This window comes from Sphingobium fluviale (assembly GCF_004122115.1).
GTDB classification, from domain to species: Bacteria; Pseudomonadota; Alphaproteobacteria; order Sphingomonadales; family Sphingomonadaceae; genus Sphingobium; species Sphingobium fluviale.
Genome location: NZ_SBKP01000003.1, coordinates 24,717 through 50,194, shown reverse-complemented (window position 1 = coordinate 50,194; position 25,478 = coordinate 24,717). Strand labels below are relative to the sequence as shown.

At 64.1% G+C, this 25,478-nt stretch carries 28 protein-coding genes; 25 read left to right on the top strand and 3 right to left on the bottom strand.

Annotated features, from left to right (window positions below; translation table 11 throughout):
* Nucleotides 1-108: 108 nt before the first annotated feature.
* Together EQG66_RS04385 and EQG66_RS04380 are read right to left on the bottom strand one after the other, a co-directional pair.
* Nucleotides 109-3,000, bottom strand: a complete 2,892-nt coding sequence (locus EQG66_RS04385; RefSeq protein ID WP_129403333.1) for a M16 family metallopeptidase — start codon at nt 2,998-3,000, stop codon at nt 109-111.
* A 93-nt stretch (nt 3,001-3,093) separates the two neighbouring features.
* On the bottom strand, nt 3,094-4,422 hold the full coding sequence (locus EQG66_RS04380) for a DEAD/DEAH box helicase (protein WP_129403332.1): 1,329 nt from the start codon (nt 4,420-4,422) through the stop codon (nt 3,094-3,096).
* A 300-nt stretch (nt 4,423-4,722) separates the two neighbouring features.
* Between EQG66_RS04380 and EQG66_RS04375 the strand changes: the two genes are divergently transcribed.
* The 10 genes from EQG66_RS04375 (at nt 4,723) to EQG66_RS04330 (ending at nt 12,658) form a co-directional block, all read left to right on the top strand.
* Nucleotides 4,723-5,304 (top strand): NifU family protein, encoded by a 582-nt coding sequence (locus tag EQG66_RS04375; RefSeq protein ID WP_129403331.1) that lies wholly within the window; start codon nt 4,723-4,725, stop codon nt 5,302-5,304.
* Between the two features lie 44 nt (nt 5,305-5,348).
* Entirely contained in the window at nt 5,349-5,996 is a 648-nt protein-coding gene (tsaB, locus tag EQG66_RS04370) for a tRNA (adenosine(37)-N6)-threonylcarbamoyltransferase complex dimerization subunit type 1 TsaB (RefSeq protein WP_129403330.1), read from the top strand.
* Nucleotide 5,997: 1 nt separating this feature from the next.
* Complete coding sequence (locus EQG66_RS04365) at nt 5,998-6,483, top strand: GNAT family N-acetyltransferase (RefSeq protein ID WP_245987859.1); 486 nt, start codon at nt 5,998-6,000, stop codon at nt 6,481-6,483.
* Between the two features lie 109 nt (nt 6,484-6,592).
* Nucleotides 6,593-7,015 carry a Ros/MucR family transcriptional regulator gene (locus EQG66_RS04360; protein WP_129403329.1) on the top strand — a complete coding sequence of 141 codons (423 nt, stop codon included), beginning with the start codon at nt 6,593-6,595 and terminating at the stop codon, nt 7,013-7,015.
* A 120-nt stretch (nt 7,016-7,135) separates the two neighbouring features.
* A complete protein-coding gene (locus EQG66_RS04355) occupies nt 7,136-7,558 on the top strand; it encodes a Fur family transcriptional regulator (protein WP_129403328.1) in 423 nt (140 codons plus the stop codon).
* Nucleotides 7,559-7,612: 54 nt separating this feature from the next.
* Nucleotides 7,613-8,950, top strand: coding sequence for a tRNA (N6-isopentenyl adenosine(37)-C2)-methylthiotransferase MiaB (gene miaB, locus EQG66_RS04350; RefSeq protein WP_129403327.1), 1,338 nt, complete (start codon nt 7,613-7,615; stop codon nt 8,948-8,950).
* Nucleotides 8,951-8,969: 19 nt separating this feature from the next.
* Nucleotides 8,970-9,968 (top strand): PhoH family protein, encoded by a 999-nt coding sequence (locus EQG66_RS04345; RefSeq protein WP_129403326.1) that lies wholly within the window; start codon nt 8,970-8,972, stop codon nt 9,966-9,968.
* Nucleotides 9,968-10,483 (top strand): rRNA maturation RNase YbeY, encoded by a 516-nt coding sequence (gene ybeY, locus EQG66_RS04340; RefSeq protein ID WP_129403325.1) that lies wholly within the window; start codon nt 9,968-9,970, stop codon nt 10,481-10,483. Before EQG66_RS04345 ends, ybeY begins: the two co-directional genes overlap by 1 nt.
* Nucleotides 10,484-10,487: 4 nt before the next feature.
* Nucleotides 10,488-11,435: a hemolysin family protein gene (locus EQG66_RS04335; RefSeq protein WP_129403324.1), complete on the top strand. Its 948-nt coding sequence runs from the start codon at nt 10,488-10,490 to the stop codon at nt 11,433-11,435.
* Between the two features lie 44 nt (nt 11,436-11,479).
* Nucleotides 11,480-12,658: a glycosyltransferase family 4 protein gene (locus EQG66_RS04330; RefSeq protein ID WP_129403323.1), complete on the top strand. Its 1,179-nt coding sequence runs from the start codon at nt 11,480-11,482 to the stop codon at nt 12,656-12,658.
* A gap of 70 nt (nt 12,659-12,728) precedes the next feature.
* Here the strand turns inward: EQG66_RS04330 and EQG66_RS04325 are convergent, their stop codons facing one another.
* Entirely contained in the window at nt 12,729-13,274 is a 546-nt protein-coding gene (locus EQG66_RS04325; protein ID WP_129403599.1) for a peroxiredoxin, read from the bottom strand.
* Nucleotides 13,275-13,379: 105 nt separating this feature from the next.
* On the opposite strand from EQG66_RS04325, the gene hisG reads away from it, so the two are divergent.
* From hisG to EQG66_RS04255, 15 genes are all read left to right on the top strand, one after another.
* Nucleotides 13,380-14,045, top strand: coding sequence for an ATP phosphoribosyltransferase (gene hisG, locus EQG66_RS04320; protein ID WP_129403322.1), 666 nt, complete (start codon nt 13,380-13,382; stop codon nt 14,043-14,045).
* On the top strand, nt 14,032-15,342 hold the full coding sequence (gene hisD, locus EQG66_RS04315; RefSeq protein WP_129403321.1) for a histidinol dehydrogenase: 1,311 nt from the start codon (nt 14,032-14,034) through the stop codon (nt 15,340-15,342). The genes hisG and hisD overlap by 14 nt, the downstream gene beginning before the upstream one ends.
* Nucleotides 15,343-15,344: 2 nt before the next feature.
* Complete coding sequence (locus EQG66_RS04310; RefSeq protein ID WP_129403320.1) at nt 15,345-15,878, top strand: DUF1993 domain-containing protein; 534 nt, start codon at nt 15,345-15,347, stop codon at nt 15,876-15,878.
* Nucleotides 15,875-16,333 (top strand): transcription antitermination factor NusB, encoded by a 459-nt coding sequence (nusB, locus tag EQG66_RS04305; RefSeq protein ID WP_129403319.1) that lies wholly within the window; start codon nt 15,875-15,877, stop codon nt 16,331-16,333. The genes EQG66_RS04310 and nusB overlap by 4 nt, the downstream gene beginning before the upstream one ends.
* Nucleotides 16,334-16,335: 2 nt before the next feature.
* Nucleotides 16,336-16,512, top strand: coding sequence for a DUF4169 family protein (locus EQG66_RS04300; RefSeq protein WP_129403318.1), 177 nt, complete (start codon nt 16,336-16,338; stop codon nt 16,510-16,512).
* A 274-nt stretch (nt 16,513-16,786) separates the two neighbouring features.
* Nucleotides 16,787-17,749 carry a thiamine-phosphate kinase gene (gene thiL, locus EQG66_RS04295; protein WP_129403317.1) on the top strand — a complete coding sequence of 321 codons (963 nt, stop codon included), beginning with the start codon at nt 16,787-16,789 and terminating at the stop codon, nt 17,747-17,749.
* 86 nt (nt 17,750-17,835) lie between these two features.
* Nucleotides 17,836-17,967, top strand: coding sequence for a hypothetical protein (locus tag EQG66_RS15695; protein ID WP_281273898.1), 132 nt, complete (start codon nt 17,836-17,838; stop codon nt 17,965-17,967).
* A gap of 31 nt (nt 17,968-17,998) precedes the next feature.
* Nucleotides 17,999-20,110, top strand: coding sequence for a sodium-translocating pyrophosphatase (locus EQG66_RS04290; RefSeq protein WP_129403316.1), 2,112 nt, complete (start codon nt 17,999-18,001; stop codon nt 20,108-20,110).
* A gap of 149 nt (nt 20,111-20,259) precedes the next feature.
* Nucleotides 20,260-21,411 (top strand): 8-amino-7-oxononanoate synthase, encoded by a 1,152-nt coding sequence (locus EQG66_RS04285; protein ID WP_129403315.1) that lies wholly within the window; start codon nt 20,260-20,262, stop codon nt 21,409-21,411.
* Complete coding sequence (bioD, locus tag EQG66_RS04280) at nt 21,408-22,049, top strand: dethiobiotin synthase (protein ID WP_129403314.1); 642 nt, start codon at nt 21,408-21,410, stop codon at nt 22,047-22,049. Before EQG66_RS04285 ends, bioD begins: the two co-directional genes overlap by 4 nt.
* Nucleotides 22,046-23,329 carry an adenosylmethionine--8-amino-7-oxononanoate transaminase gene (locus EQG66_RS04275; RefSeq protein ID WP_129403313.1) on the top strand — a complete coding sequence of 428 codons (1,284 nt, stop codon included), beginning with the start codon at nt 22,046-22,048 and terminating at the stop codon, nt 23,327-23,329. The genes bioD and EQG66_RS04275 overlap by 4 nt, the downstream gene beginning before the upstream one ends.
* Nucleotides 23,330-23,423: 94 nt before the next feature.
* Nucleotides 23,424-23,642, top strand: coding sequence for a translation initiation factor IF-1 (gene infA, locus EQG66_RS04270; RefSeq protein WP_123152747.1), 219 nt, complete (start codon nt 23,424-23,426; stop codon nt 23,640-23,642).
* A gap of 10 nt (nt 23,643-23,652) precedes the next feature.
* Nucleotides 23,653-24,225 (top strand): Maf family protein, encoded by a 573-nt coding sequence (locus EQG66_RS04265; protein WP_129403312.1) that lies wholly within the window; start codon nt 23,653-23,655, stop codon nt 24,223-24,225.
* Nucleotides 24,222-25,244: a ribonuclease gene (locus EQG66_RS04260; protein ID WP_129403311.1), complete on the top strand. Its 1,023-nt coding sequence runs from the start codon at nt 24,222-24,224 to the stop codon at nt 25,242-25,244. Before EQG66_RS04265 ends, EQG66_RS04260 begins: the two co-directional genes overlap by 4 nt.
* Nucleotides 25,234-25,437 (top strand): DNA gyrase inhibitor YacG, encoded by a 204-nt coding sequence (locus EQG66_RS04255; RefSeq protein WP_129403310.1) that lies wholly within the window; start codon nt 25,234-25,236, stop codon nt 25,435-25,437. The genes EQG66_RS04260 and EQG66_RS04255 overlap by 11 nt, the downstream gene beginning before the upstream one ends.
* Nucleotides 25,438-25,478: the final 41 nt, after the last annotated feature.

The following is a 25,478-nucleotide window of genomic DNA, read 5'->3' as shown; positions in this document are numbered from 1 at the left end:
GAATTTCGTCATGCTGAACTCGTCTCAGCATCCATAGCGCCTATCGAACCATTGCTCGAATGGAGGAATGAACCCTGAAACAAGTTCAGGGTGACGAAGAATAAAGCATCACTTCCCTTGGGGCAGCACCACGACCGAATAGCTCTTTTTGTCCACCAGATATTTCGCGGCGAGCGCGCGCAGTTGCTCTGGCGAGACGCTGAGAAGATCGCGCGGCAGGCTGGTCATCGCCGCGACATAGCGGCGGTCGAACGCCGCGCCCTCCATCTGGTCCATCCAATAGGCGTTGCCGGTGCTGGCGCGCGAGAGCAACTGCCGCATCGGCGCGAGCACGCGTTGCAGCTCGTCCGCGCTCACCGGCCGGGCAGCGAGGTCCGCCGCGATTTCACGCACCAACGTGAAGAAATAGTCGGTGCTGCCCGGCTTTAGCTGGCTCATCGCGAGGATATAGCCGCGCCCCCGGTCAAAGCCCAACGGCCAGTCCGCCTGCGCGCCGGGCGAATAGGCGACGCCCTCCGCCGCGCGCAGCCGCTCGAACAGGCGGTCGTTGATGATTTGCGCCAATATCTCCAGCTGCCGCCCCTCACGCGCGTTGGCGAGTCCTGCGCCGGTGGGCCATGCGATGACGGCGGCGGCCTGATCTGCATCGCCTGTGTGCGTGAGCATGAGCGGCTTTGCATTATGACGCGGGAAGCGGGCCTTGCGCGCAGCGCGCTTCACCGGCCGCTCCGCCCTCGCGGGCAACGCGCCAAAAGTCTGCGCCACCGCGTCGATCGCCTCATCAGCCTTCACATCACCGAAAATCTGCACCTCTATCGGCCCGGAAGCCAGAATCGGCTCCCAGAAGGTGCGGAAGGCATCCGGCGTCAGTGCTGCAATCTCCGCCCTGTCGGGGGTGCGATAGCGCGCATCCTTCTTGCGCAACAGCCAGCCCAGCTCGCGCCCCATCACCCCGCCGGGCGTAGCAGAGGCGCTGTCATAAGCGGCGAGCATCCCCGCCTTCACGCGCTCCACCGGTGCAGGGTCCCAGCCGGGCGCATAGAGCTTGGCCGCGAACAACCGGAGCTGATCCCGATAGTCCGCCGGGCGCGTAAGCGCGGACAGCTCGAAGGCCTCCTCGTCTATGCCAAAGTCGAAACCCAGCCTGCGGGCGTTGGTCAGCTCATCCAGCTCACGCTGGCCGAGCGATCCGATGCCGTTCGCGCCCAGCACATAGCCCGCCGCCCAGCCCGGCTGCGCTCTTTTGTGCGACAGATCGAGCAGGCCATGGCCGAAGCGGACATTGACGCGCACCTTGCCCTTCTCGCCTTCATTGGCGAACAGCGTCATCCGCACGCCATTGGCAAAGGTGACAAACTCCATGCCCAGCGCGCCGACAGGGGTGCGGGAGACCGCAATGCCCGCTGGCGGCAGGGCAGGCAGATCGGCCATAGTGACGACCTTGCCGGTAATGCGTACGCCCTGCGCCGCGACTACCGGCCCCTGCATCGCCGCATCCAGGCGGCCTTGCGCATCTGGTTCCTCCTGAGGCAGCACCAGCAGCGCGCGCATGGCATCACCGCTGAACATCCGCCGTGTGGCATCCAGCATAAACTCCGGCGTCATGACCGGGCGGGCAGAGCGATAGATATCGAGCGCCACCTGCGGGCTGACGATCGTCTCGCGGATGTCCACCGCCATCGTCAGGTTCCCGGCCTGTGTCGCGCTGGCCTCCGTGTCCTGATTTTCGACATCGATGGCAAGGCTGGTTTCAAACGCCCTGTATTCGCGCTCTATCTCTTCGTTGCTGGGGGCGGAGGCCTTGGCGTCCTCCACAATGGCGCGAACCTCTCGCAAGGCCGCTTCCCAGCCCTCGGCCGATGGAATGATGCTGATATAGGTGCCATTGGCAGAGCGGCTGGTGTCATCCACATCGATGCTCGCCTGCAAAAAGGCAGAGCCGGGGCGGCGGGCTGCTTCCTCCAGCCGCCGGTTGATCATCTGGATCGCCACGCTGTCCGCCAGCTTGCGCTGATTATAGACGATGGTGTCCGCCTTGGCGGTCCACGCCCGCAACCACGCCAGCGAGACAGAGGTATGCGTACCCGGCTGCACCACCACGGCGCTCGCGGGGGCGGCAGGGTCGGGCTTGCCGAAATCGGGCGCGGGGACGGTTGGCCCCTCGCTCTTCCAGCCCGAAAAATGCTTGAGGATCAGTGCCTCGATCGCCTTCGGGTCCGCATCGCCCGAAACGGCGATCACGACATTCTCCGGCCGATACCAGCGCTCATGAAAGGCGCGCAGCGTTTCGGCGGAAGCGGCCCTGAGGCTCTGCACCGTGCCGATAGGGGCATGGGCGCCGAGCGGCTGCCCGGCGAAGAACAGCGCACGGGCGGCGTCCTGCGCACGCGATGTTGCGCCTTCGCGCTCGCGCATCTCGGCCAGCACCACCGCCCGCTCTGCCTCGACAGCGGCGGGGACGATATTGGGATCGCTCATCATCCCGGCGAGGATCTTGACGCTTTCCTCCAGCCCTTGCACCGACGCATCGGGCAGATCGAGCGCATAGGTGGTCGCCGTGGGCGTGGTCTGGGCGTTGCTGTCTGACCCGAAGGTGACGCCTAATCGCTGCCAGATCCGCTTTGATTCGCCATCCGGCACGAATTTGGATCCGCGAAAGGTCAGATGCTCGATGAAATGCGCATAGCCGGATTCCTCCGGCTTTTCGTGCAGCGATCCGGCATCGACGCGCACACGGATGGAGAGCAGGCCCGGCGGCACGCTATTTCGGCGCACCGCATAGCGCAGGCCGTTGGGCAACGTGCCAAACCGCCAGGCGGCATCAACCGGGACATCGCTGTTTTCATATAGCCACGGACGCGCGGCAACGGGCGTTGCGGCAACCGGCTGAGCCTTTGCGGGCTTGGCGGGAGCGCGGGCGAACACATCGCCCTGCCCCGCGATCAGCGATAGCGCCGCAAGGGTAAGAATAAGGGCGCGCGGCGGGAAGCGATGGGTCATCGCCTCCCGTCATAGCGGCGAATTACTGAACCGCTACTGACAATATTCTCCGAAATTTGGCCCGATGGGCACTTTCGGATTTACATCAGATGTTTACCCTACCCGTTGCACCGCGCCCTTATAGGCGCCAACGCTCTTCCTGCGGCGCGGGCGGAATGGCCGGGCGCCATCGCCCTGCTCGCCCCGTTCGCGATGCTGGCGCGGCTGCTTCTCGCGCACCTGTTGCGGGCGCGGCGGGCGGGCGTCCGCCGGCTTGCGTGGCGCGGGCTTGGGCAGGTTGCGGACCAGCTCCGCCATACCGGCGGGCAGCGGCATCACCTCGCTTTGCGTCCGCGTCAGCCGCTCGATGGCCTTAAGGTAAGACCTCTCGTCATCTGCCACGAGGCTGATCGCGATGCCCTCTGCCCCTGCGCGCGCGGTGCGGCCGATGCGGTGGACATATTGATCCGGGTTGTTGGGAATCTCGAAGTTGATGACATGACTGAGGCCCGACACGTCGATGCCGCGCGCGGCGATATCCGTCGCGACCAGCAGCTTTACTTGCCCGGCGCGAAACGCCTGCAGCGCCGCCGTGCGCTGGCCCTGCGACTTGTCTCCGTGGATAGCGAGCGAGGGGATGCCCGCTCCGGCGAGCGCGCGCACCACCTTGTCCGCGCCATATTTGGTGCGGGTAAAGATGAGCGCGCGGTCAATGTCTTCGGTGCGCAGCAGGTGGGTGAGCAGCGCCTGCTTCTCGCCCTGATTGACGAAATAGGCGCGCTGCACGATCCGTTCCGCCGTGGTGGCGGGCGGGGTGACGGAGACCGTGGCCGGATCGTTGAGGAACTGCTTCGCCAGCGCCGCGATTTCCTTGGGCATCGTGGCCGAGAAGAACAGGGTCTGCCGTTCCTTGGGCACGAATGACACGATCTGCTTGACCGGGTGGATGAAGCCCATGTCCATCATCTGGTCTGCTTCATCCAACACCAGCACTTCAACGCCTTTCAGGTGGAACGCCTTCTGCGAGATGATGTCGAGCAGCCGGCCCGGCGTCGCCACCAGCACATCCACGCCTTGGCTTAGCTGCCGGATCTGCTTGTGGATCGGCACGCCGCCAAAGACGGTGGCGACATTCAGGCGCATGAAGCGGCCATAATCGCGAAAGCTCTGGCCGATCTGCGCGGCCAGCTCGCGCGTGGGGGAAAGCACCAGCACGCGGCAGGTGAGCGGCGGCGTGTGCTTCGCCACGCGCGACAGGCGGTCCAGCGTCGGCAGCGCGAAAGCGGCCGTCTTGCCGGTGCCGGTCTGGGCGATGCCGCACAGATCCTTGCCGGAGAGCACAATCGGCATTGCCTGTTGCTGGATCGGGGTGGGAACAGAATAATCCTTGGCGGCAAGCGCCTTCATGATCGGCTCTGCTAGGCCAAAGTCCTTGAATTCCATAGTATATACTCACAATATTGAGCGTAGCGCACGCGCGCCTCCACAGGGCGCACACGCTAGGCGGGTGTCCGAAACGACCCGCGTGAATTGGGAAGCCTCAATAAGCTTGCGCGAGGTATTGGCCGGTTCCGTCGCCTCAAAAAAGGCCGGAGCGTTCACGCCGCCAATCGCAATATAGGCCATGTGGCCCGGTTGTCGCGCAGGGCGGCATATGGCGATGCGGCTCCAACAAAGCAAGCCTATTCGCCTGCCAAGGCATTTTCGCTTGAATCACTGAGGCATAATCGCCACATCGCGTTCATGCTCATAGAAACCGAAAAGACCCCGAACCCCGCTACGCTCAAGTTCCTGCCCGGCCGCAAGGTGATGCCGGCGGGCACGCGGGACTTTGCCGATGCGGAGGAAGCCGAAGCCTCGCCGCTGGCCGAAGCCCTGTTCACCTTGAGCGACGTGACCGGCGTGTTCTTCGGTTCGGATTTCATCTCCGTCACCATCGCGCCGGGCGGAGACTGGGCCGCGACCAAGCCCGATGTGCTTTCGATCCTGCTCGATCATTTTTCTGGGGATATGCCGCTGTTTCGCGCGGGCACGGCCGCAGGCATCAGCGTTCCCGCCGATGATGCGGAGCAAGGCTTCGCCGATGATCCGGCGGACGCAGAGATCGTCGAGCAAATCCGCGAGCTGATCGACACCCGCGTACGCCCCGCCGTCGCCAACGACGGTGGCGATATCGTCTATCGCGGGTTCGACAAGGGCAAGGTCTATCTCAAGATGCAGGGCGCCTGTTCCGGCTGCCCCTCCTCCACCGCAACGCTCAAAAACGGCATAGAGCAGCTATTGAAGCATTATGTGCCGGAAGTAACGGAAGTCCTCGCCGTCTGAAGCCCGTTGCGGGCGCTGCGGTAAGCCGCTAAGCGCGCTGAGGAATGAGCAGCGGCACACGGCATCTGGTAATCGATACGGCGAGCGAGGCGCTGTCCGTCGCACTGTTCGAGGATGGCGCGCTGATCAGTCATCATCATGAAATCGCCGGACGCGGACATGCCGAAAAACTTGTCCCCGCCATCGCTACTTTGCCCGATGGCGGCCGGGCGCAGGCCATCTGGGTCGATGCCGGGCCGGGCAGCTTCACCGGCATCCGCGTGGGGCTGGCAGCGGCGCGGGCGCTTGCCTTTGCGTGGGGAGCGGACCTCAAAAGCTATTCCAGTCTTGCCCTGCTGGCAGCGCTGGCACGCGAGGTTGAGGCAAATGGCACCCCCCTCTCCATCGCGATCACAGGCGGGCATGGCGAGCTGTTCTGGCAGCAGTTTGACCGTGACAGCCTCGCTCCGCTGGCGCCTCCAGCCTCCGTTCCGATTGCCGACCTTGCGGCCATGACTGACGCGCCGCTCATCTTTGGCACCGGCGCGCAGGCGCTCGTCTCCGCGCGCGGATATGGCGAGGGGCGGCTGCTCTACCCCGATGCGCGCGCCGCGCTGCTGCTGCCCTTAAGTACAGTGGCAGAGGGCGCGACCGCGAGCTATGGCCGGGGCGCGGACGCCGCTCTGCCCGCCGCAGCTACCGGAGACGCCTGATATGGCCGCGCCACTGGGCGAGATGTTGACGATCCGCGATTTCGATCGCCCCGATCATCGCGCCGAGGCCAGCGCCATGGCGGTGATGAATGCCGCTTTTGATCCCCTTTATGGCGAGGCATGGACAGCGTCACAACTCGCCGGGTTTATGAGCCTGCCCGGCGTAACGCTCTCGCTCGCGCAGCTCGATCAGGCCACTCTGGGTTTTGCGCTGATGCGCTTTGTCTCTGATGAAGCGGAGTTATTGCTGATCGCCGTGGACCCCCGATGGTGCAACCGTGGCATTGGGGACGCACTACTGAAAAACTGTATCATAAAGGCACGAAAATCTAAGGTCATCGTGTTGCATATCGAAGTGCGGGAAAATAATCGGGCTGTGAATTTCTATCAAAGAGCGGGATTTGAACATGTTCACAGTCGCCCGTCCTATTATAAGGGTAGCGATGGAACTTACTATGATGCCCTTAGTTTCAAACTGTCGTTATAGCAGCAAGTAACTGTTGCCATGAGCCGTGTTCATCCTATATGCCGACCTGACAGACAGGACTTCGTAACCTGTCAATAATGGGCCGCATAAAGATATAAGGAGAAATTTTATGGACGATTCCGCCGCAAAAAGTGAAATGTTAATCACCCTGACCTCGGATATCGTTGCCGCGCACGTATCGAACAACAGCGTCGCTGTTTCTGATCTGCCGCAACTTATTCAGAATGTTCATTCTGCTCTCGCATCGCTTGAGAATCCTGCTCCTGCGCCGGAAATAAAGCCTGAACCGGCTGTCTCCGTGCGCGCCTCGATCAAGCCGGATTACATTATCTGCCTTGAAGACGGCAAAAAGCTCAAGATGCTGAAGCGCCACCTGATGACGCATTATCAGATGACCCCGGATGATTATCGCGCCAAGTGGGGCCTGCCCAATGATTATCCGATGGTCGCGCCCAATTATGCCGATCAGCGCCGCACCCTTGCCAAAAAAATCGGCCTCGGAAAATCGCGCGGCGCAAAGCGCACCAAATAATCTGTCTCGTTTCAACGGGCAAATGGGGAGCGGGTGACAAAATCACCCTGCTCCCTTTTCATTTTGCGTGGACAGTCTACATTGGCGTGAAACCTGTAACGCCGAGAACGGTCCAGCTTCATGCCGCGTAAAATAGACATAGAGGCGCTATGCGCCGAGAAAGGCCTGCGAATCACCGAACAGCGGCGCATCATTGCGCGCGTGCTGTCTGATGCGGAAGATCACCCGGATGTCGAGAAGCTGCACGAGCGCTCCTCGGCAATTGATCCCGGCATCTCGATCGCGACCGTCTATCGCACCGTGCGTTTGTTCGAGGAAGCGGGCATATTGGAGCGGCACGACTTTGGCGACGGGCGCGCGCGCTATGAAGCGGCGCCTGAAGCGCATCACGACCATCTGATCGATGTCGAAACCGGCAACGTGATCGAGTTCGTCGATCCAGAGCTGGAACAGCTCCAGCGCCAGATCGCCGAAAAGCTGGGCTTCCGCCTCGTCGATCACCGGATGGAGCTGTATGGCGTTGCGTTTGACAGGAAGAATTAGCATCCTGCGCCTAACCGCTTTCTTGTCTCCATCAGCCCCTGTATAGCTGGGCCAATGACTCGCCCCACCGCCAAGAATCCTCCCCGCACCTTCCACGTCAAATCCTTCGGCTGCCAGATGAACGTCTATGACGGCGAGCGCATGGCGGAGATGCTCGGCGCGGAGGGCATGACCGCGGTTGAGGAAGGGTTAAGCGCCGATATGGTGGTGCTCAACACCTGCCACATCCGCGAGAAGGCGGCGGAAAAGGTCTATTCCGACATTGGTCGCCTGCGGCGCGAGGATGGCACCCGCCCGATGATCGCGGTGGCGGGCTGCGTCGCGCAGGCCGAGGGGCCGGAGATTACCCGGCGCACCAAGATGGTCGATATTGTTGTGGGGCCACAGGCCTATCACCGGCTGCCGGAGCTGGTCGGCAAAGCTATGCGTGGCGAAGAGGCGCTCGATACCGATATGCCCGCCGCCTCCAAATTCGGCGCGCTTCCCGGCCGCGCCAAGCAGCCTCGCCCCACCGCCTTCCTCACGGTGCAGGAAGGGTGCGACAAGTTCTGCACCTATTGCGTGGTGCCCTATACGCGCGGCGCGGAAATCAGCCGCCCTTGGGACGCGATCCTTGACGAGGCGAAGGCGCTGGTCGATGGCGGGGTTAAGGAGATCACGCTGCTGGGCCAGAATGTGAACGCCTGGGTCGATGACGCCGGGCGCGGCCTGCATGACCTTATCCGCGCGCTGGACAAGATCGATGGCTTGGCGCGCATCCGCTATACCACCAGCCACCCCAACGACATGGCCGACGGCCTCATCGCCGCGCATGGCGATGTGGAAAAGCTGATGCCCTATTTGCACCTGCCGGTGCAGTCCGGGTCCGACCCGATATTGAAAGCCATGAACCGCAGCCACACACGCGACAGCTATCTGCGCCTGCTCGACAAGGTGCGCGCGGTGCGGCCGGACATAGCGCTGTCCGGCGATTTCATCGTCGGCTTCCCCGGCGAGAGCGAGCAAGATTTCGAGGCGACCATGCACCTCATCCGCGAGGTGGGCTATGCCTATGCCTTCAGCTTCAAATATAGTCCCCGCCCCGGCACCCCCGCCGCCGACATGACCGATCAGATCGCGCCAGAAATCATGGATGCGCGGCTGAAGCAGCTTCAGGCGCAGATCATAGCCGATCAGCTCGCCTTCAATCAGGCCACTGTCGGCAAGCGATGCTCCGTGCTGATCGAGAAGCCGGGCCGCAAGCCGGGGCAACTCGTCGGCAAATCGCCCTGGCTGCAATCGGTGCATGTGGTCGCGGAAGGATCACGGATCGGCGACATGATCGAGGTTGATATCGTCTCTGCCGGGCCAAACAGCCTCGCCGGGGAAGTTGTAAGGAGGAAAGCTGCTTGACCCACCGGACCGCTCGCTGATGCCCAAGAAACACGCCCCTGCCGAACCCGGCGATCGCGCCCGTCTGGATATTCAATTCGATAAGCCGCATCTGCTGGGGCAGGTGTTCGGCCAATATGACCAGAACCTCGTCGCCATCGAAAATCGCCTCGGCGTCTATATCGGCGCGCGCGGCAACAAGGTTCAGATCGAGGGCGATGCAGAAGCGACGGCGCGGGCGCGCGATGTGTTGATGGGCCTGTATAACCGCGTTGCCAAGGGGCAAGAGATAGACCCCGGCGCGGTCGAGGCGGTGATCGCCATGTCTGCCGAGCCGACGCTGGACGGCATCATCCGCCACGATGTCGCGCAGCCGCCCAGCATCATGATCCGCACGCGCAAGAAGACGATCGTGCCACGCAGCGCGACCCAGACCCGCTATATGGAGGAGCTGGCGCGCAAGGACGTCATCTTCGCGCTTGGCCCGGCGGGCACAGGCAAGACCTATGTCGCGGTGGCGCAGGCGGTGAGCCAGCTCATCACCGGCTCGGTCGACCGCCTCATCCTCTCCCGCCCCGCTGTCGAGGCGGGCGAGCGGCTGGGCTTTTTGCCGGGCGACATGAAGGAGAAGGTCGACCCCTATCTTCGCCCGCTCTATGACGCGCTCTATGACACCCTCCCCGCCGAGCAGGTGGAGCGGCGCATCGCATCCGGCGAGATCGAGATTGCGCCTCTGGCCTTCATGCGCGGGCGCACGCTGGCCAACGCCTTCATCATCCTCGACGAAGCGCAGAACACCACCAAGGCGCAGATGAAGATGTTTCTCACCCGCTTTGGCGAGGGTAGCCGCATGGTCGTATGCGGCGATCCAAAGCAGGTCGATCTGCTGCCGATGGCGGGCGGCTCAGGCCTTGCCGATGCGGTGGAACGTCTGGAAGGTGTCGAGGGGATATCGGTCGTGCACTTTGGCGTGGCCGATGTCGTGCGCCACCCGATTGTCGGGCGGATCGTGCAGGCCTATGAGGGGCCGGACGCCTGATGCTTGACGTGGCGCTTTCGGGCGAGGAAGGCTGGCCTGCCGAGGTAGACTGGCCCGCGCTGGCGCAGCGCGCCGTGCGGGCGGCCTTCGCGCAGACCCCGCATGACGAGCTGCGCAACGCCACAGTCTGTGTAGAACTATCCATCCGCCTGACCGACGACGCCGAGGTGCAATCCCTCAACGCCGCCTATCGGCACAAGGACGCGCCGACCAACGTCCTGTCCTTCCCGATGGTGCAGCAGGATCTGCTCGAAACCCTCTCCAACAGTGATGACGGCGAGGTTTTGCTGGGCGATATCGTGCTGGCGCGGGAGACGTGCGCGCGCGAGGCAGAAGAGAAAACCATCGCCTTTACAGACCACGCCAGCCATCTCATCGTGCATGGGGCTTTGCATTTGCTCGGCTATGACCATATGGAAGAGCATGAAGCGGACGAGATGGAAGCGATAGAGGTGCGCGCACTTGCCAGCCTCGGCATCGCTGATCCATATTCCGTGAATACAGGGGACTCATAGTATCATGGCTGACGATAGCCCGTCCGGCACCAAGGAAGCGGACAGTAGCGGCGGTTCCGCCGGCGAAGGCGGAAGTATATGGCGGGGCATCAAGTCCCTGCTGTTCGGCAATGATTCCGATCACACACTGCGGCGCGAGCTGGAAGAAGCGATCGACGAATATGACGAGGAGGCTGGCGAAGAGCCGGGCCAGCGCGTCAAGGGCGATCTTTCCCCGCTGGAGCGGCAGATGCTCCGCAACCTCCTGCATTTCAGCGAACATACGGTCGATGATGTCGCCGTGCCGCGCGCAGACATCATCGCGATAGAGGAAAGCGCGAGCTTTGCAGATCTTGTCGCGCTGTTCACCGAGGCCGGGCACAGCCGCATCCCCGTCTATCGCGAGACGCTCGACACCATCGTCGGCATGATCCACATCCGCGACGCCTTCGGTATCCTGGCGGGTGGCGAGGCTCCGCCCAAGACGCTGGAGCCGCTGATCCGCCAGCCACTCTATGTGCCCGAGAGCATGGGCGTGCTCGATCTGCTGGTCGAAATGCGCGCCAAGCGCACCCACCTCGCCATCGTGCTCGATGAATATTCCGGCACCGAGGGGCTGCTGACCTTTGAGGATCTGGTCGAGGAAATCGTCGGCGATGTAGAGGACGAGCATGACGACGCGCCAGAGGAAATGCTCGTCGCGCTCGATGACGGCCTGTGGGAGGCCGACGCGCGCACCGAGCTGGAGGATGTGGCCGAGCGGATCGACCCGCGCCTCGCCAATGTGGAGGAGGATATCGATACGCTGGGCGGCCTCGCCTTCATCATCGCGGGGCAAGTGCCAGCCATAGGCGAAATCGTTCTGCACCCCGAAAGCGGCTGGCGGCTGGAGGTCATCGCGGCCGATAGCCGCCGCGTCACCCGGCTGCGACTCCACCCTCCGGCGCGGGCGCATACCCCTGATAAAGACTGATCGCCTGCTTTGCGTTCGCGCCGGGGCGTGTCTATAGAGGCCCGATGCCAGACCAACCGATGCGTGTTGCGCTGTTCAGCGGCAACTATAATTATGTGAAGGACGGCGCCAACCAGGCGCTCAACAAGCTGGTCGGCTATCTGCTGAGCAAGGGCGTGGTGGTGCGCGTCTATTCACCGACAACGGAAACACCCGCATTTGAGCCGACAGGCGATCTGGTCAGCGCGCCGTCATGGCCGATTCCCCGCCGCCCGGAATATCGCTTTCCGCTCGGCTTAACCCGCGCCCTCCGGCGTGATCTGCGCGCGTTCGCGCCCACGCTCATTCATGTGTCCAGCCCCGATCCGCTTGGCCACGGCGCGTTGCGCTATGGGCGAAAGCATGGCCTGCCTGTTGTGGCTTCGGTGCATACGCGGTTCGAAACCTATCCGCGTTATTATGGCCTCGCCGTGCTGGAGCCGCTGGTAGTGGCGCTGTTGCGCCGTTTCTATCGCCGATGCGATGCGATCATGGCTCCGTCCGAGACGCTGGCGCAAATGCTGCGCGAACAGCGCATGAGCTATGATGTCGGCGTATGGACGCGCGGAATCGATGACAGCATCTTCGCCCCGGCCAAGCGCGATACTATCTGGCGCTCCGCTCTTGGTATTCCGGCCGATACACCTGTCATCGGCTACATCGGCCGTCTTGTGATGGAAAAGGGGCTGGATGTATTCGCTGACACCGTTGCCGAGCTGCGACGGCGGCAGGTGGCGCACAGGGTTATGGTGATCGGCGATGGTCCGGCGCGCAGCTGGTTCGAACATCGCCTGCCGGATGCGCGTTTCCTCGGTTTCCAAACCGGGCCAGAGCTTGGCCGCGCCGTGGCCAGCATGGATATGTTGTTCAACCCTTCCGTCACGGAAGCCTTCGGCAATGTGACGCTGGAGACGATGGCCTGCGGCCTGCCGGTGGTGGCTGCACAGGCGACCGGAAGCGACAGCCTGGTAAAAGAAGGCGTCAGCGGCCGCCTCATCCGCCCCGGCGCGATCGGTCAGTTTGCCGACGCGCTGGAGCTGTATTGCACCAACCCCGGCCTGCGCGCCCAGCATGGCGAGGCAGGGCTGGACCTGTCAAAACGCAATCGGTGGGATGCCGTCAATCAGGCGATGCTGGACACCTACACCCGCGTCAGCGCACAACGCCGCAGCGGCGCGCTTATAAGCCGCAGCCCGGTGCCCTAGGGGCCGATCGACATTCAGCCCTGACGGCCTGCAAATGGCGATTTTCCGTGCTTCCGGTGCCAACGCGCTTCTACTTGATCGTCTTGACCGCCGCCAGCGTGTTCTTCACATGATCCTTATAGCTCATCGCGCTGTGGACATAGAGGATCCGCCCGGTCTTGGAGATGACATAGGAGGTGCGGTTGGTCATCCCGCCCGGCATTGGCAGCGCCACGTCATAGCCCTTGATGATGTCCGGCCCCGCCGATGCCACGGCAAACTTGTCGCGACATTCCTCCCTTGAGAAGCGCGCGAGCTTGTCTACCGGGTCAGCCGACATGCCGATCACGGTCGCGCCCGCCGCCTTGAAATCCTCCGTCGCCTCGGCAAATTCATGTGCCTCGGCCGTGCAACCGGGCGTGAAGGCCGCCGGGAAGAAATAGAGCACTACCGGGCCTTTTTTGAGCTGATCGGAGAGTTTCAACGTGAAAACCTTGCCCGCAATCGCGCCGCGCGTGGTGAAATCGGGCGCCTTGGCCCCCACGCCAAGCGCGCTGGTCGCGGCTTTGGGAACGATGAAGAGCGCCAGCGCGCCTGCGACACCCAGTGCGGCAATCCATTTTGTGCGGCGTTTCATCATTCTGCGCTCCTTCTTCTCCGGCAGACGAACGATAAACCAACCCGGCAGCAAAAGCGACTCTCCTTGCCCTTTGAAGCGCCCCAAGCTAAGCGCTTGGCCGTTATGACCGCGCCGCTCATCATCGCCGTGCCCAAGGGGCGCATCCTCGACGAAGCCCTGCCGCTGCTCGCGCGGGCGGGGATAGAACCGGATGCGGAGTTTCACGACAAGAAGAGCCGCGCGCTGCGCTTTGCCACCAACCAGCCGGGCACCAGCATCATCCGCGTGCGCGCGTTTGATGTCGCGACTTTCGTGGCGCATGGCGCGGCGCAGATCGGCATCGTCGGGTCCGACGTGATCGAGGAATTCGATTATTCCCAGATTTACGCGCCGGTCGATCTCAACATCGGCCATTGCCGCCTGTCTGTTGCCGAGCCGGTCGAGACCGCGAGCGAGGACGAAGCGGCGATGAGCCATGTCCGCGTCGCCACCAAATATCCGCACCTCACCCGCAGGCACTATGAGGCCCAAGGCATACAGGCGGAGTGTGTGAAGCTGAACGGCGCGATGGAGCTGGCGCCCTCGCTCGGCCTCTCGCGTCGGATCGTCGATCTCGTCTCGTCCGGTGCGACGCTGAAGGCCAACGGGCTGGTCGAGACCAGCGTGATCATGCAGATCAGCGCGCGCCTCATCGTCAACCGCGCCGCGTTCAAGATGCGCGCGGCAGAGATCGTGCCGCTGGTAGAGCGGTTCCGCAATGCCGTGGGGGCGGGCAATGCAGCTGCTTGACGTGGCTGCGGCGGATTTCGCCGCGCGGTTCGATGCGCTCGTCAACGCCCGGCGCGAGGCGGATGCCGACGTGGCGGACGCCGTGCGCGCGATCATCGCCCGCGTGCGGGACGAGGGCGACGCGGCCCTCAAGGACCTGACCGCGCGGTTCGACAAGCATGACCTCGATGCCACCGGCTGGCGCGTCGAGGCGGCGGAGATGGATGCGGCGCTGGCGGGCCTCGCGCCCGATCTGCGCGCCGCGCTGGAGCTGGCGGCAGACCGCATCGCCGCCTATCACGCATCGCAGCGCCCGCAGGACCGGGACGAGACCGATGCTGCAGGCGTACGCCTCGGCGCGCGGTGGAACGCGGTCGATGCGGCGGGGCTCTATGTGCCCGGCGGGCGCGCGGCCTACCCCTCCTCCGTGCTGATGAACGCCATCCCCGCCAAGGTCGCGGGCGTGGAGCGCATCGTCATCGTCACGCCGACGCCCGGCGGCGAGATCAACCCGCTGGTGCTCGCCGCCGCCAAGATCGCCGGGGTGAGCGAGGTCTGGCGCATCGGCGGGGCGCAGGCCATCGCGGCTTTAGCTTATGGCACAGAGCGGATTGCGCCGGTCGATGTCATCGTCGGGCCGGGCAATGCCTGGGTGGCCGAGGCCAAGCGCCAGCTTTACGGGGTGGTGGGCATAGACATGGTGGCGGGTCCGTCAGAGATCGTCGTGGTTGCGGATGGCAAGAACGACCCGGAATGGATCGCGGCGGATTTGCTTTCTCAGGCGGAGCATGACCCCACCAGCCAGTCGATCCTCTTCACCGATGACGACTGCTTTTCCGGCCAGGTCGCCACCGCGATCGAGCGGCAGATCCCGCTGCTGGGCACATCGGCGGTCGCGCGCGAAAGCTGGGACGCGAACGGCGCGATCATCACCGTGCAGAGCCTTGAGGCGGCGATGCCGCTCGTCAATCGCCTCGCGCCAGAGCATCTGCAACTTGCGGTCGATGATCCCGATGCTCTGTTCGCCAAGGTGCGCCACGCTGGGTCCGTGTTCATGGGGCGGATGACGCCGGAAGCCGTCGGCGATTATGTCGCCGGGCCGAACCACGTGCTCCCCACCGGGCGGCGTGCGCGCTTTTCGTCGGGCCTTTCGGTGCTGGATTTCATGAAGCGCACCAGCTTCCTCGCGCTCGACCGCGCATCGCTCAACGCCATTGGCCCGGCGGCAGTGGCGCTGGCAAACGCGGAAGGGCTGCCCGCCCATGCCAATAGTGTAGCCAACCGGCTGGGCAATGGCCCCGCCAACCAAGGAGACTGAGCATGCCCATTTCGCTCTATGACGCGACGATCCCGTCTTATCTTCAAATTCTCCAGTCCGGCCTTGGCCTGATCGACAAGGCGCAGGCGTACTGCACGGACAATGGGGTAAGTGAAGAGGAATTACTGGCCGAGCATTTCGGCGCGGACATGCTGCCGCTAAGCTGGCAATTCAAATGGATGACGACGCACTCTGTAGGCGCGATTGAAGGTGTGCGTAATGGCACCTTTTCGCCCGATCGTGTGCCCCCGGCCGGAAGCTTTGAAGGCTTGCGTGACCAGATGAAGGCCAGCATAGATACCCTCGGCGCCATCACGCCAGAGGAAGTGGAGAGCTTTGTCGGACGCGATATGGTGTTTGAGGTTCCTGCCATGAACCTGCGGATGGACTTCACGGCGGAGAATTTCCTGCTGTCCTTCTCGCTGCCCAATTTTTATTTCCACGCCACCACCGCCTATGACATCCTGCGCCACAAGGGCGTCGCCCTCGGCAAGCGTGACTTTCTCGGCAGGCCACGCCTCAAAGCGCCCGCATGACCGCCAACACAAACGACAGGGCATTATCCCGCTCCACTGCCCGTCTCGCCGCCGTGCAGGCGCTCTATCAGCAGGAGATGGAGGGCACGCCGCTCGCGCAATTGCTGCATGAGTTCCACCAGCATCGCCTCGGCGCGACGATAGAGGACGTGACCTACGCCCCGGCGGAGCAGAGCTTCTTCGACGACCTCGTGAGCGGCGTATCTGCCCGGCGGGACGAGATCGACGCGCTGATCGTCGCGCGCCTATCCGAAGGCTGGTCGCTGGAGCGGCTGGACAAGCCGATGCGCCAGATCCTGCGCGCAGGAACCTATGAACTGATCGCGCGGGCCGATGTGCCGACCGGCACCGTCATCAGCGAATATGTCGATGTCGCCAAGGCGTTTTACGACAAGCGCGAGAGCGGCTTCGTGAACGGCCTGCTCGATGCAGTGGCGAAGGGCGCGCGTTCCTGACCATGGGCGAAGTCGTCAACCTGCGCATGGCCCGCAAGGCGAAAAAGCGCGAGGAGGCAGAAGCGCAAGCCGCCACCAACCGCGTCGCTTTCGGCCGCACCAAGGCGCAAAGACAAGCTGACGCGCAAGAAAAGGCGCGCATTGCCAAGCTGCTGGATGGCGCCAAGCGCGAGAGCTAGTGGCGGGGGGAGCAACTATCTCCCGGACATCTCCACCTTCGTCACCCCGGGCTTGAACCGGGGTCCCGCTTTTCTGGTGCTTCAGGGCGACGTTGAGATCAGAAACAGGATGGCGGGGGGAGGAAGGTGTAAAATGCGGTCGGCGATTCCGGTACAAACTATTGACCCAAAAGAGCAGCGGGACCCCGGGTCAAGCCCGGGGTGACGGGGAAGTAAGTATGTCCGCCTCCACTCCATTGCCGACATTGCCTCCATTCATGCTAGAGTTGGCGCCGTGAACGAATCTGCCTTCATCGAGCGCCTGCGCGCCCTCGCCACTCACCCCGGCGCGCGCGGGCTGAATGACGATGCAGCGGTGATCGAGGTTGGCGGGCAAGGGCTGGTCCTCACCCACGACATGCTGGTGGAGGGCGTGCATTATCTGGCGCAAGACCCGCCGGAAACCGTGGCGTGGAAGCTGGTGGCCGTGAACCTTTCAGACCTTGCGGCCAAGGGCGCGCGGCCGCTTGGCGTGGTGCTCGGCTTTGCGCTGGCGGGAGATGGCGCGTGGGATCGCGCCTTTGCCGACGGGCTGGGGAAAGCACTGTCTCATTTTGATACAGTTCTGCTGGGCGGGGATACCGTGGCGATGCCCGCTGGCGCGCCGCGTGTGCTTGGCCTCACCGCGCTGGGGCTGGCTCCAGAAGGCGGGGCGCCCTCCCGCGCCGGAGCGCAAGCGGGGGATGGCCTTTATGTCAGCGGCACGATTGGCGATGCGGGGGCGGGGCTTGCGTTGCTCCGCGCGGGCGAGGCGCAGCCCGTTACTCTCATCGATGCCTATCGCACACCTATGCCCAGCCTCGCGCTGGGGCAGGCGCTTAGCCCGCTCGTCAGCGCGATGGCCGATGTATCGGATGGCCTGCTGATCGACGCACAGCGCATTGCCCGCGCCAGCGGCTGCGGCATCGAAGTGGCTCTGGAGGCCGTGCCGCTCTCCCCCGCCTTCCTTGCCGCGCCGGGCGACACACCAGAAAACCGCCTGTTCGCGGCCACCAGCGGCGATGATTATCGCCTGTTGTTTACCACCAACCCTGCCGATGCCGAGGCCATCGCAGATGCAGCGGCGCAGTGTGCGGTGCCGATTACCCGCATAGGCCAGTGCATTGCGGGCGATGGCCTGCGCCTCAGCCACAATGGTGCGCCCGTCCCCCTGCCGCCACGCCTCGGCTATATGCATGGCGACGCGCCACTTTCCTGAACATCCGATTAACCGGCTTGACGCGACGAAATGCGCCGATAGGTTGCTCGGCCAACGACAATCAGCCTTGGTCAGGATGGCTCAACATGGCCGACACGATGCTGAAGGGTAGAGACGATGCCGCCGGTGCTTTCGCGCCAGGGCGGATGTGCGCCTCCGCCCGTCGTTCCAATCCCAAAATAGGCAGCGCCCGTCTGACCCCGGCGGAGCGCATATAATGCCGACAAAAAGGGGCGAGAGGATGATCCTATGACAGTCGTTACGATTGCCATGGCGTGCGGGCTTATTGCCGTGCTCTATGGCGTATTTACGAGCCGGCAGGTGCTCAGCGCCTCCCCCGGCAACGAAAAAATGCAGGAAATAGCCGCCGCAATCCAGGAGGGCGCGCAAGCCTATCTCGGTCGGCAATATACCACCATCGCCATCGTGGGTGTGGTGGTTGCCGTGATATTGGCGATGACACTCGGCACGGTGTCCACAGTATCCTTCCTGATCGGCGCGGTGCTTTCGGGCGTTGCGGGTTATGTCGGCATGAACATCTCGGTGCGCGCCAATGTGCGTACGGCGGAGGCCGCGCGGGGCAGCCTTCAGGGCGGCTTAACGCTCGCCTTCCGGTCTGGCGCGATCACCGGCATGCTGGTGGCGGGCCTCGGCCTGCTCTCTATCGCCGGGCTGTTCTGGTATCTCACCTCGGTTTCGGGCCTCGCGCCCAATGACCGCGAGATCATCGCCGCGCTCACCGCTCTGGCCTTCGGCGCGTCCCTGATCTCGATCTTCGCGCGTCTGGGCGGCGGCATCTTCACCAAGGCGGCGGATGTCGGCGCGGACCTTGTCGGCAAGGTCGAGGCGGGCATCCCGGAGGATGACCCACGCAACCCCGCCGTGATCGCGGATAATGTTGGCGACAATGTCGGCGATTGCGCGGGCATGGCGGCGGATCTGTTCGAAACCTATGTCGTGACCTTGGGCCTGACTATGGTATCGATCGCGCTGCTGGTGAACGCCTCTGCGGCGGAACTGACCGCGCTGATGTCGCTGCCGCTGATCGTCGGCGGCGTGTGCATCCTCACCTCGATCATCGGAACCTATATGGTGCGCCTCGGCGGATCGAACAACATCATGGGCGCGCTCTACAAGGGCTTCTGGACCACGGCGATCCTGTCCGTCCCCGCCATCTATTATGTCACCTGGCGCGTGCTGGGGGATATGAACACGGTTGTGGGCGCAGACCTTGAAGGGATGGGCGGATACACCGGCATGGCGCTGTTCTGGTGCATGATGATCGGCCTTGTCGTCACCGGCGCGTTGGTGTGGATCACCGAATATTACACCGGCACCAACTATCGCCCGGTCAAGTCCATCGCGCAGGCGAGCGTGACCGGCCACGGCACCAACGTCATTCAGGGGCTGGCGATCAGCCTTGAATCGACCGCGCTGCCCACGCTGGTCATCGTCGTTGCCGTGGTGGCAACGTTCCAGATCGCGGGCATCATCGGCGTTGCCTTCGCGGCAACCTCGCTGCTGGCGCTTGCCGGCATGGTCGTGGCGCTCGATGCCTATGGCCCGGTGACGGACAATGCGGGCGGCATCGCCGAAATGGCAGGCCTGCCCGATGATGTGCGCACCCGCACCGACGCGCTGGACGCGGTGGGCAACACCACCAAGGCCGTGACCAAGGGCTATGCCATCGGCTCCGCCGCGCTCGCCGCTTTGGTGCTGTTCGGCGCCTACACCGAGGATCTCAACCAGTATTTCCCCGATGTGGCGGTCGATTTCGCACTGTCCAACCCCTATGTCATCGTCGGCCTGCTATTGGGCGCGCTGCTGCCCTACTTGTTCGGCGCTTTCGGCATGACCGCCGTGGGCCGCGCGGCGGGCAGCGTGGTGGAGGATGTGCGCGAGCAGTTCCGATCCAACCCCGGCATCATGGCGGGCACCTCCAAGCCCAACTATGCCCGCACCGTGGACATCGTCACCAAGGCGGCGATCAAGGAAATGATCATCCCCAGCCTGCTGCCGGTGCTCTCGCCCATCGCGGTCTATTATATCGTGACGGCGGTGGCCGGGCAGGCACAGGGCTTTGCGGCGCTCGGCTCCATGCTGCTCGGCGTGATCGTCTCCGGCCTGTTCGTCGCGATCTCGATGACCAGCGGCGGCGGCGCGTGGGATAACGCCAAGAAATACATCGAAGACGGCCACCACGGCGGCAAGGGATCGGACGCGCACAAGGCGGCCGTGACCGGCGACACCGTGGGCGATCCCTATAAGGATACAGCTGGCCCTGCGGTCAATCCGATGATCAAGATCACCAACATCGTGGCGCTGCTGCTGCTCTCGGTGCTGGCACACGGGGCGATGTAAAACAACGAACCCTATAAAAGCGCGGAAGTGGGGATCCGCGTATGACCACTAAAGCCTATAGAGCCTTTGGGGTCGTGACCTGCCGCCGGATCTTCGCAAGGAGGGTCCGGCGGTTTTATTTTGAAGCGGATGCGCTATAGTCTCGCCCCATGGCCCTGCTCGATCCTTATCATCGCCAGCTTGCCGCCCTGCGCGCGCGGGGGCGGGCGCGGAGGCTGATTGCGGCGGAAGGCGTGGACTTCTCCTCCAACGACTATCTCGGCCTCAGCCACGATCCAGTGATCGCGACGGCGATTAAAGACGCGATTGCGCGCGGCGTGGCCGTGGGCGCAGGCGGATCGCGCCTGCTGCGCGGCAACGCGCCTGAGCATGGGGCGCTCGAAGAACAGGCGGCGGCGTTTTTCGGGGCCGAGGCTGCGCTCTATATGGCCAACGGCTTTGCCGCCAACCTCGCGATCCTTTCCACCCTGCCCCGGCCGGGAGACCTGATCGTCGCCGACGCGCTCGCCCATGCCAGCATGCATGACGGCATCCGCCAGTCGAAGGCACGCGCTGTGTTTGTAGCGCATAATGACGCGCACGCGTTCGACGATGCAATTGCGCGCTGGCGCAGCGAGGGCGGCACCGGCACGCCGTGGATCGTCGCCGAAACGCTCTATTCGATGGATGGCGACATCGCGCCAGTCGATGCTCTGGCCGAGATCACGCACCGGCATGAGGGGATGCTGCTGCTCGATGAGGCGCATGCCACCGGCGTCTATGGCGCGGAGGGACGCGGCCTGGCGGCGCACCTCGAAGGCGCGGAAAACCTGCTGACGCTCCACACATGCGGCAAGGGGCTGGGGGTGGAGGGCGCGCTTGTCTGCGGCGCGCGTGCGCTCATAGATACGCTCGTCAACAAGGCGCGGCCGTTCATCTTCTCGACCGCACCCTCGCCGCTGATGGCGGTGGCGGTGGGCGCGGCGCTGGGGCGGATCGCAGGAGCGCATGGCGACGCATTGCGCGCGGACTTGCGCGCGCGGATCGCGGCGGCGGAGGCGCATATCTGCGCGCCGCTCGGCCTGCCCGCGCCTGCCAGCCAGATCGTGCCCATCATATTGGGGGATGACCGCCGGACGATGGCGGTGGCAGAAGCCTGCCAGCGCGCAGGCTTCGATGTGCGCGGCGTGCGCCCGCCCACGGTTCCGGCGGGCACCAGCCGCCTGCGCCTCTCGCTCACGCTTAACGCCGCGGAAACGGACATTGTTGCGCTAGGCGAAACATTGGCGATGCATATCGGCAAGGGCAAGGACGCTGCATGAGCAACGCGCTGGTGATAGCAGGCACGGATACCGATGTCGGCAAGACGCTCGTCTCTGCCGGGCTGATGCTGTGCCTGCCCAAGGCGCTGTACTGGAAGCCGGTGCAGGCGGGGATCGAACCGCAGACCGATACCGAGGCGGTGCAGCGCATCACCCAGCTGGCGGAGGAACGCTTACTGCCCGAAGCCTATCGGCTGGCGACGCCTGCTTCGCCACACCTCGCCGCGCGTCTGGACGAAACCGAGATCGACCCGACGCTGCTCGGCCTGCCTCATGTCACCGCTCCGTTGATAGTCGAGTCCGCAGGCGGCGTGATGGTGCCGCTCAATGACCATCTCCTCAACCTCGACATGTTCGCCCGCTGGGGCGCGCCGGTGATCCTCGTCGCGCGCACGGCGCTGGGGACGATCAACCACAGCCTGCTCTCGATTGCCGCCCTGCGCGCGCGCGACGTTCCCATTGGCGGCATCCTCTTTTCGGGCGAAGCGCATGAGGAGAATGAGCGCATTATCCCTGCGCTGGGCGACGTGCGCTCGCTCGGCCGCCTGCCCCGGCTGGAACGGATCGACGCCGCCGGGCTGCACCTCGCGATGCAGGCGCATGTCGATATTGCCGCGATAGAGGCGCTGCTCGCGTGACTCCTTCCCCTGTTTGGCACCCCTTCACCCAGCACGGGCTTGGCGAACCGATCCCGCTCGTCACGCGGGCGGAAGGCGCGCTGCTCCATTGCGCGGATGGCGCAACGCTGATCGACGCGATATCGAGCTGGTGGGTCATCACCCACGGCCATTGCGACCCCCGGATCGTTTCCGCCATTCAGGCGCAGGCCGCCACGCTCGATCAAGTGATATTCGCAGGCTATACCCACGAACCCGCCGAGCAGGTGGCGCGCGGCCTCATCCGCTTGACGGACGCCACCTTGCCCTCGCCCGATCCGCTTGCCCATGTGTTTTTTTCCGACAGTGGATCGACGGCGGTCGAGGTCGCGCTCAAGATGGCGCTGGGATATTGGCACAATATCGGCGCGGCGCGGCACAGGATTGTCGTGATGGAGCACAGCTATCATGGCGATACGATCGGCGCGATGTCCGTCGGCGCACGCGGCGTGTTCAACCGCGCTTATGCGCCGCTGTTGTTCGATGTCGAGACTGTCCCTTTTCCGGCGGCGGGGCGGGAGCAAGCCACGCTCGATGCGCTTGAGCGTCTGTGCACAGCGCCGGAAAAACCCGCCGCGCTGATCGTGGAGCCGCTCATCCTCGGCGCGGGCGGTATGCTGGTTTATGCTGCAGATATGCTGCGCAGCATGGCGGAAATCTGCGCCGCGCATGATGTGTTGCTGATCGCCGACGAGGTGATGACCGGATGGGGCCGCACCGGCACTCTCTTCGCATGCGAACAGGCGGGCGCGACGCCCGATATTCTCTGCACCGCCAAGGGGTTGACCGGGGGCAGTATTCCGCTGGCCGCCACGCTCGCGCGGGGCAGGGTTTTCGAGGCGCACCGCTCAACCGACCGCGCGCAGATGTTTTTCCATTCCTCCAGCTTTACCGCCAACCCCATCGCCTGCGCCGCCGCCGCCGCCAATATCGCGATCTGGGAGGGAGAGGATGTGCGCGAGCGCATCGCGGCACTGGGCGCACACATGGCCGCGCGGCTCGCCGGGCTTGCCGCGCATCCAGCGCTGGAGAACCCGCGCGCATTGGGCGCCATCGCGGCGATAGACATGAAGGGCGGCGAAGGCGCGGGCTATATGTCTGACCTCGCGCCCAGGCTGCGCGCCTTTTTTCTGGAGCGTGGCATATTGCTGCGCCCGCTGGGCAACACGCCATATGTCATGCCGCCTTATTGCACCTCGCGCGATCAGATCGACACGGTCTTTGATGCGATAGCGGATGCAGCAGACTGTTTCGGCGGCTGACATCAGAGCTCCCGCCACACACAAAGGCGGTTAAGCTTCCCTTTTCCAACATTTGCCGCTATGGGAGCCGCAATTCGCGAAATCCAAGGACAATATGGCTAAAGAAGAACTGCTCGAAATGCGCGGCACGGTGGTGGAGTTACTCCCCAATGCGATGTTCCGCGTGAAGCTTGAGAATGACCACGAAATATTGGGTCACACCGCAGGAAAGATGCGCAAGAACCGTATTCGCGTGCTGGTGGGGGATGATGTGCTGGTCGAGCTGACCCCTTATGACCTAACCAAGGGCCGCATCACATACCGCTTCAAGTGAGGGTGCGCGCGTGACGCGCCTCATCCTCGCCTCCGCCTCGCCGCGCCGGGTTGATCTGTTGGCGCAGATCGGCGTGACGGCGGACGCGATAGACCCCGCCGATATCGACGAAACACCTTTGAAGGCAGAGCTGCCGCGCGCCTATGCCGCGCGCATGGCGGCGGAAAAGGCGGCGGCGGTGGCGGCGCGGCACCCCGGCGCGCTGGTGCTGGCGGGGGATACGGTGGTGGCCTGCGGGCGCAGAATTTTGCCCAAGGCGGAGGACGAGGGCACGGCGCGGGAGTGCCTCGCGCTGCTCTCCGGGCGGCGGCATCATGTCTGGTCCGCAGTCACGCTTGTTGGATCGGATGGGCTGGCGCGCAATAAAATTTCCAACAGCATCGTCACCTTCAAACGGCTTACCACCGTGGAAATAGCCCTCTACATCGCCACCGGCGAATGGCACGGCAAGGCCGGCGGCTACGCGATACAGGGGGCGGCGGCGGGATTGATCCGCGCTCTTTCCGGCAGCCCCTCCGGCGTCATCGGCCTGCCGCTCTATGAAACGCGGGCGCTTTTGCTCGCCGCAGGATATCCGCTCTGATGGAATGGCTCTACGAGGAAGGCATCGGCGAATCCCGCGCCGCGCTGGTGAAATCCGGCCGCATCATCGAGGCGCAGATCGAGCGCGAGGGAGACACCGTACTCGCGGGCGCCGTGGCGCAGGGGCGGCTCGTCAAGGTGCTGATCCCTAAGAAGCGCGGGATCGTCCGCCTGCTTTCCGGCGAAGAGGTGCTGCTCGAACCAATCCCGCCCCGGCTGTCCGAGGGCGGGACGGTGCTCGTCGAAATCCGCCGCGCGTCGATCGGCGAAGCGGGGCTGGATGGCGAACGGCGTGACAAGCTCGCCCTCGCCCGCGCGGCTCAGCCGGGCGCCAAGCCTCACCCCGGTCCCAGCCTGCTCCAGCGCATCCGCGAAACCGGCGTGCCGATCATCCCCTGCCCCGCGCACGAGGAAGACCGCTTCGAGGCGCATGGCTGGTCCGAGCTGCTCGACAGCGCGATGCGCGGTGTGTTCGGCGCGGAGGATGCGGCCCTGCGCATCTTTCCCACCCCCGCGATGGTGCTGATCGACGTGGACGGCAGCCTGCCGCCCGCCCAGCTCGGCCCCAAGGGCGCAAAGCTCGCGGCGCAGGCGATCCGCGCGATGAACCTCACCGGCAATATTGGCATTGATCTGCCGACCATGAACAACAAGGACGAGCGCGCCATCGCCGCCGCGCAGATCGACAAGATCCTTCCCCTCCCGTTTGAGCGTACGGCAGTGAACGGCTTCGGCTTTATCCAGATCATCCGCAAGCGCGAACGCGCCTCGCTGATCGAACTGCTGCGTGACGACCCCGTGCTGAGCGCCGCTCTTGCCCTGCTGCGCCGCGCCGAACGCGCGCAAGGAGCAGGCGGAGCGGTGGGCGGCGGACCAGTGTCGCTCAGCGCGAATCCGGCCATCATTGAGCGCATCCGTCGCGCGCCGGACTGGATAACCCGTCTGGAAAAGCGGCGAGGCGGAACGGTGACGCTTCATGCCGATGCCGCGCTGGCGCCGGGAGAGCATCATGCAGGCTGAACGCCGGACCACCCGCTGTCCATTGTGCAAAGAGCCGACAGTGCCGGAGTTCCGGCCCTTTTGCAGCAAGGGCTGCCGCGACCGCGATCTCATCGGCTGGATCGACGAAGGCTATCGGATCCCCGCACGCTCCACAGAGGAAGACGAGCTGCAAAAAAGCAGTGATTATGGGGTGGACAGCGAGGGTAAGTGATGCTTATAGCGCGCTCTCCTGTCCGCGAGGGGGTAATCCCC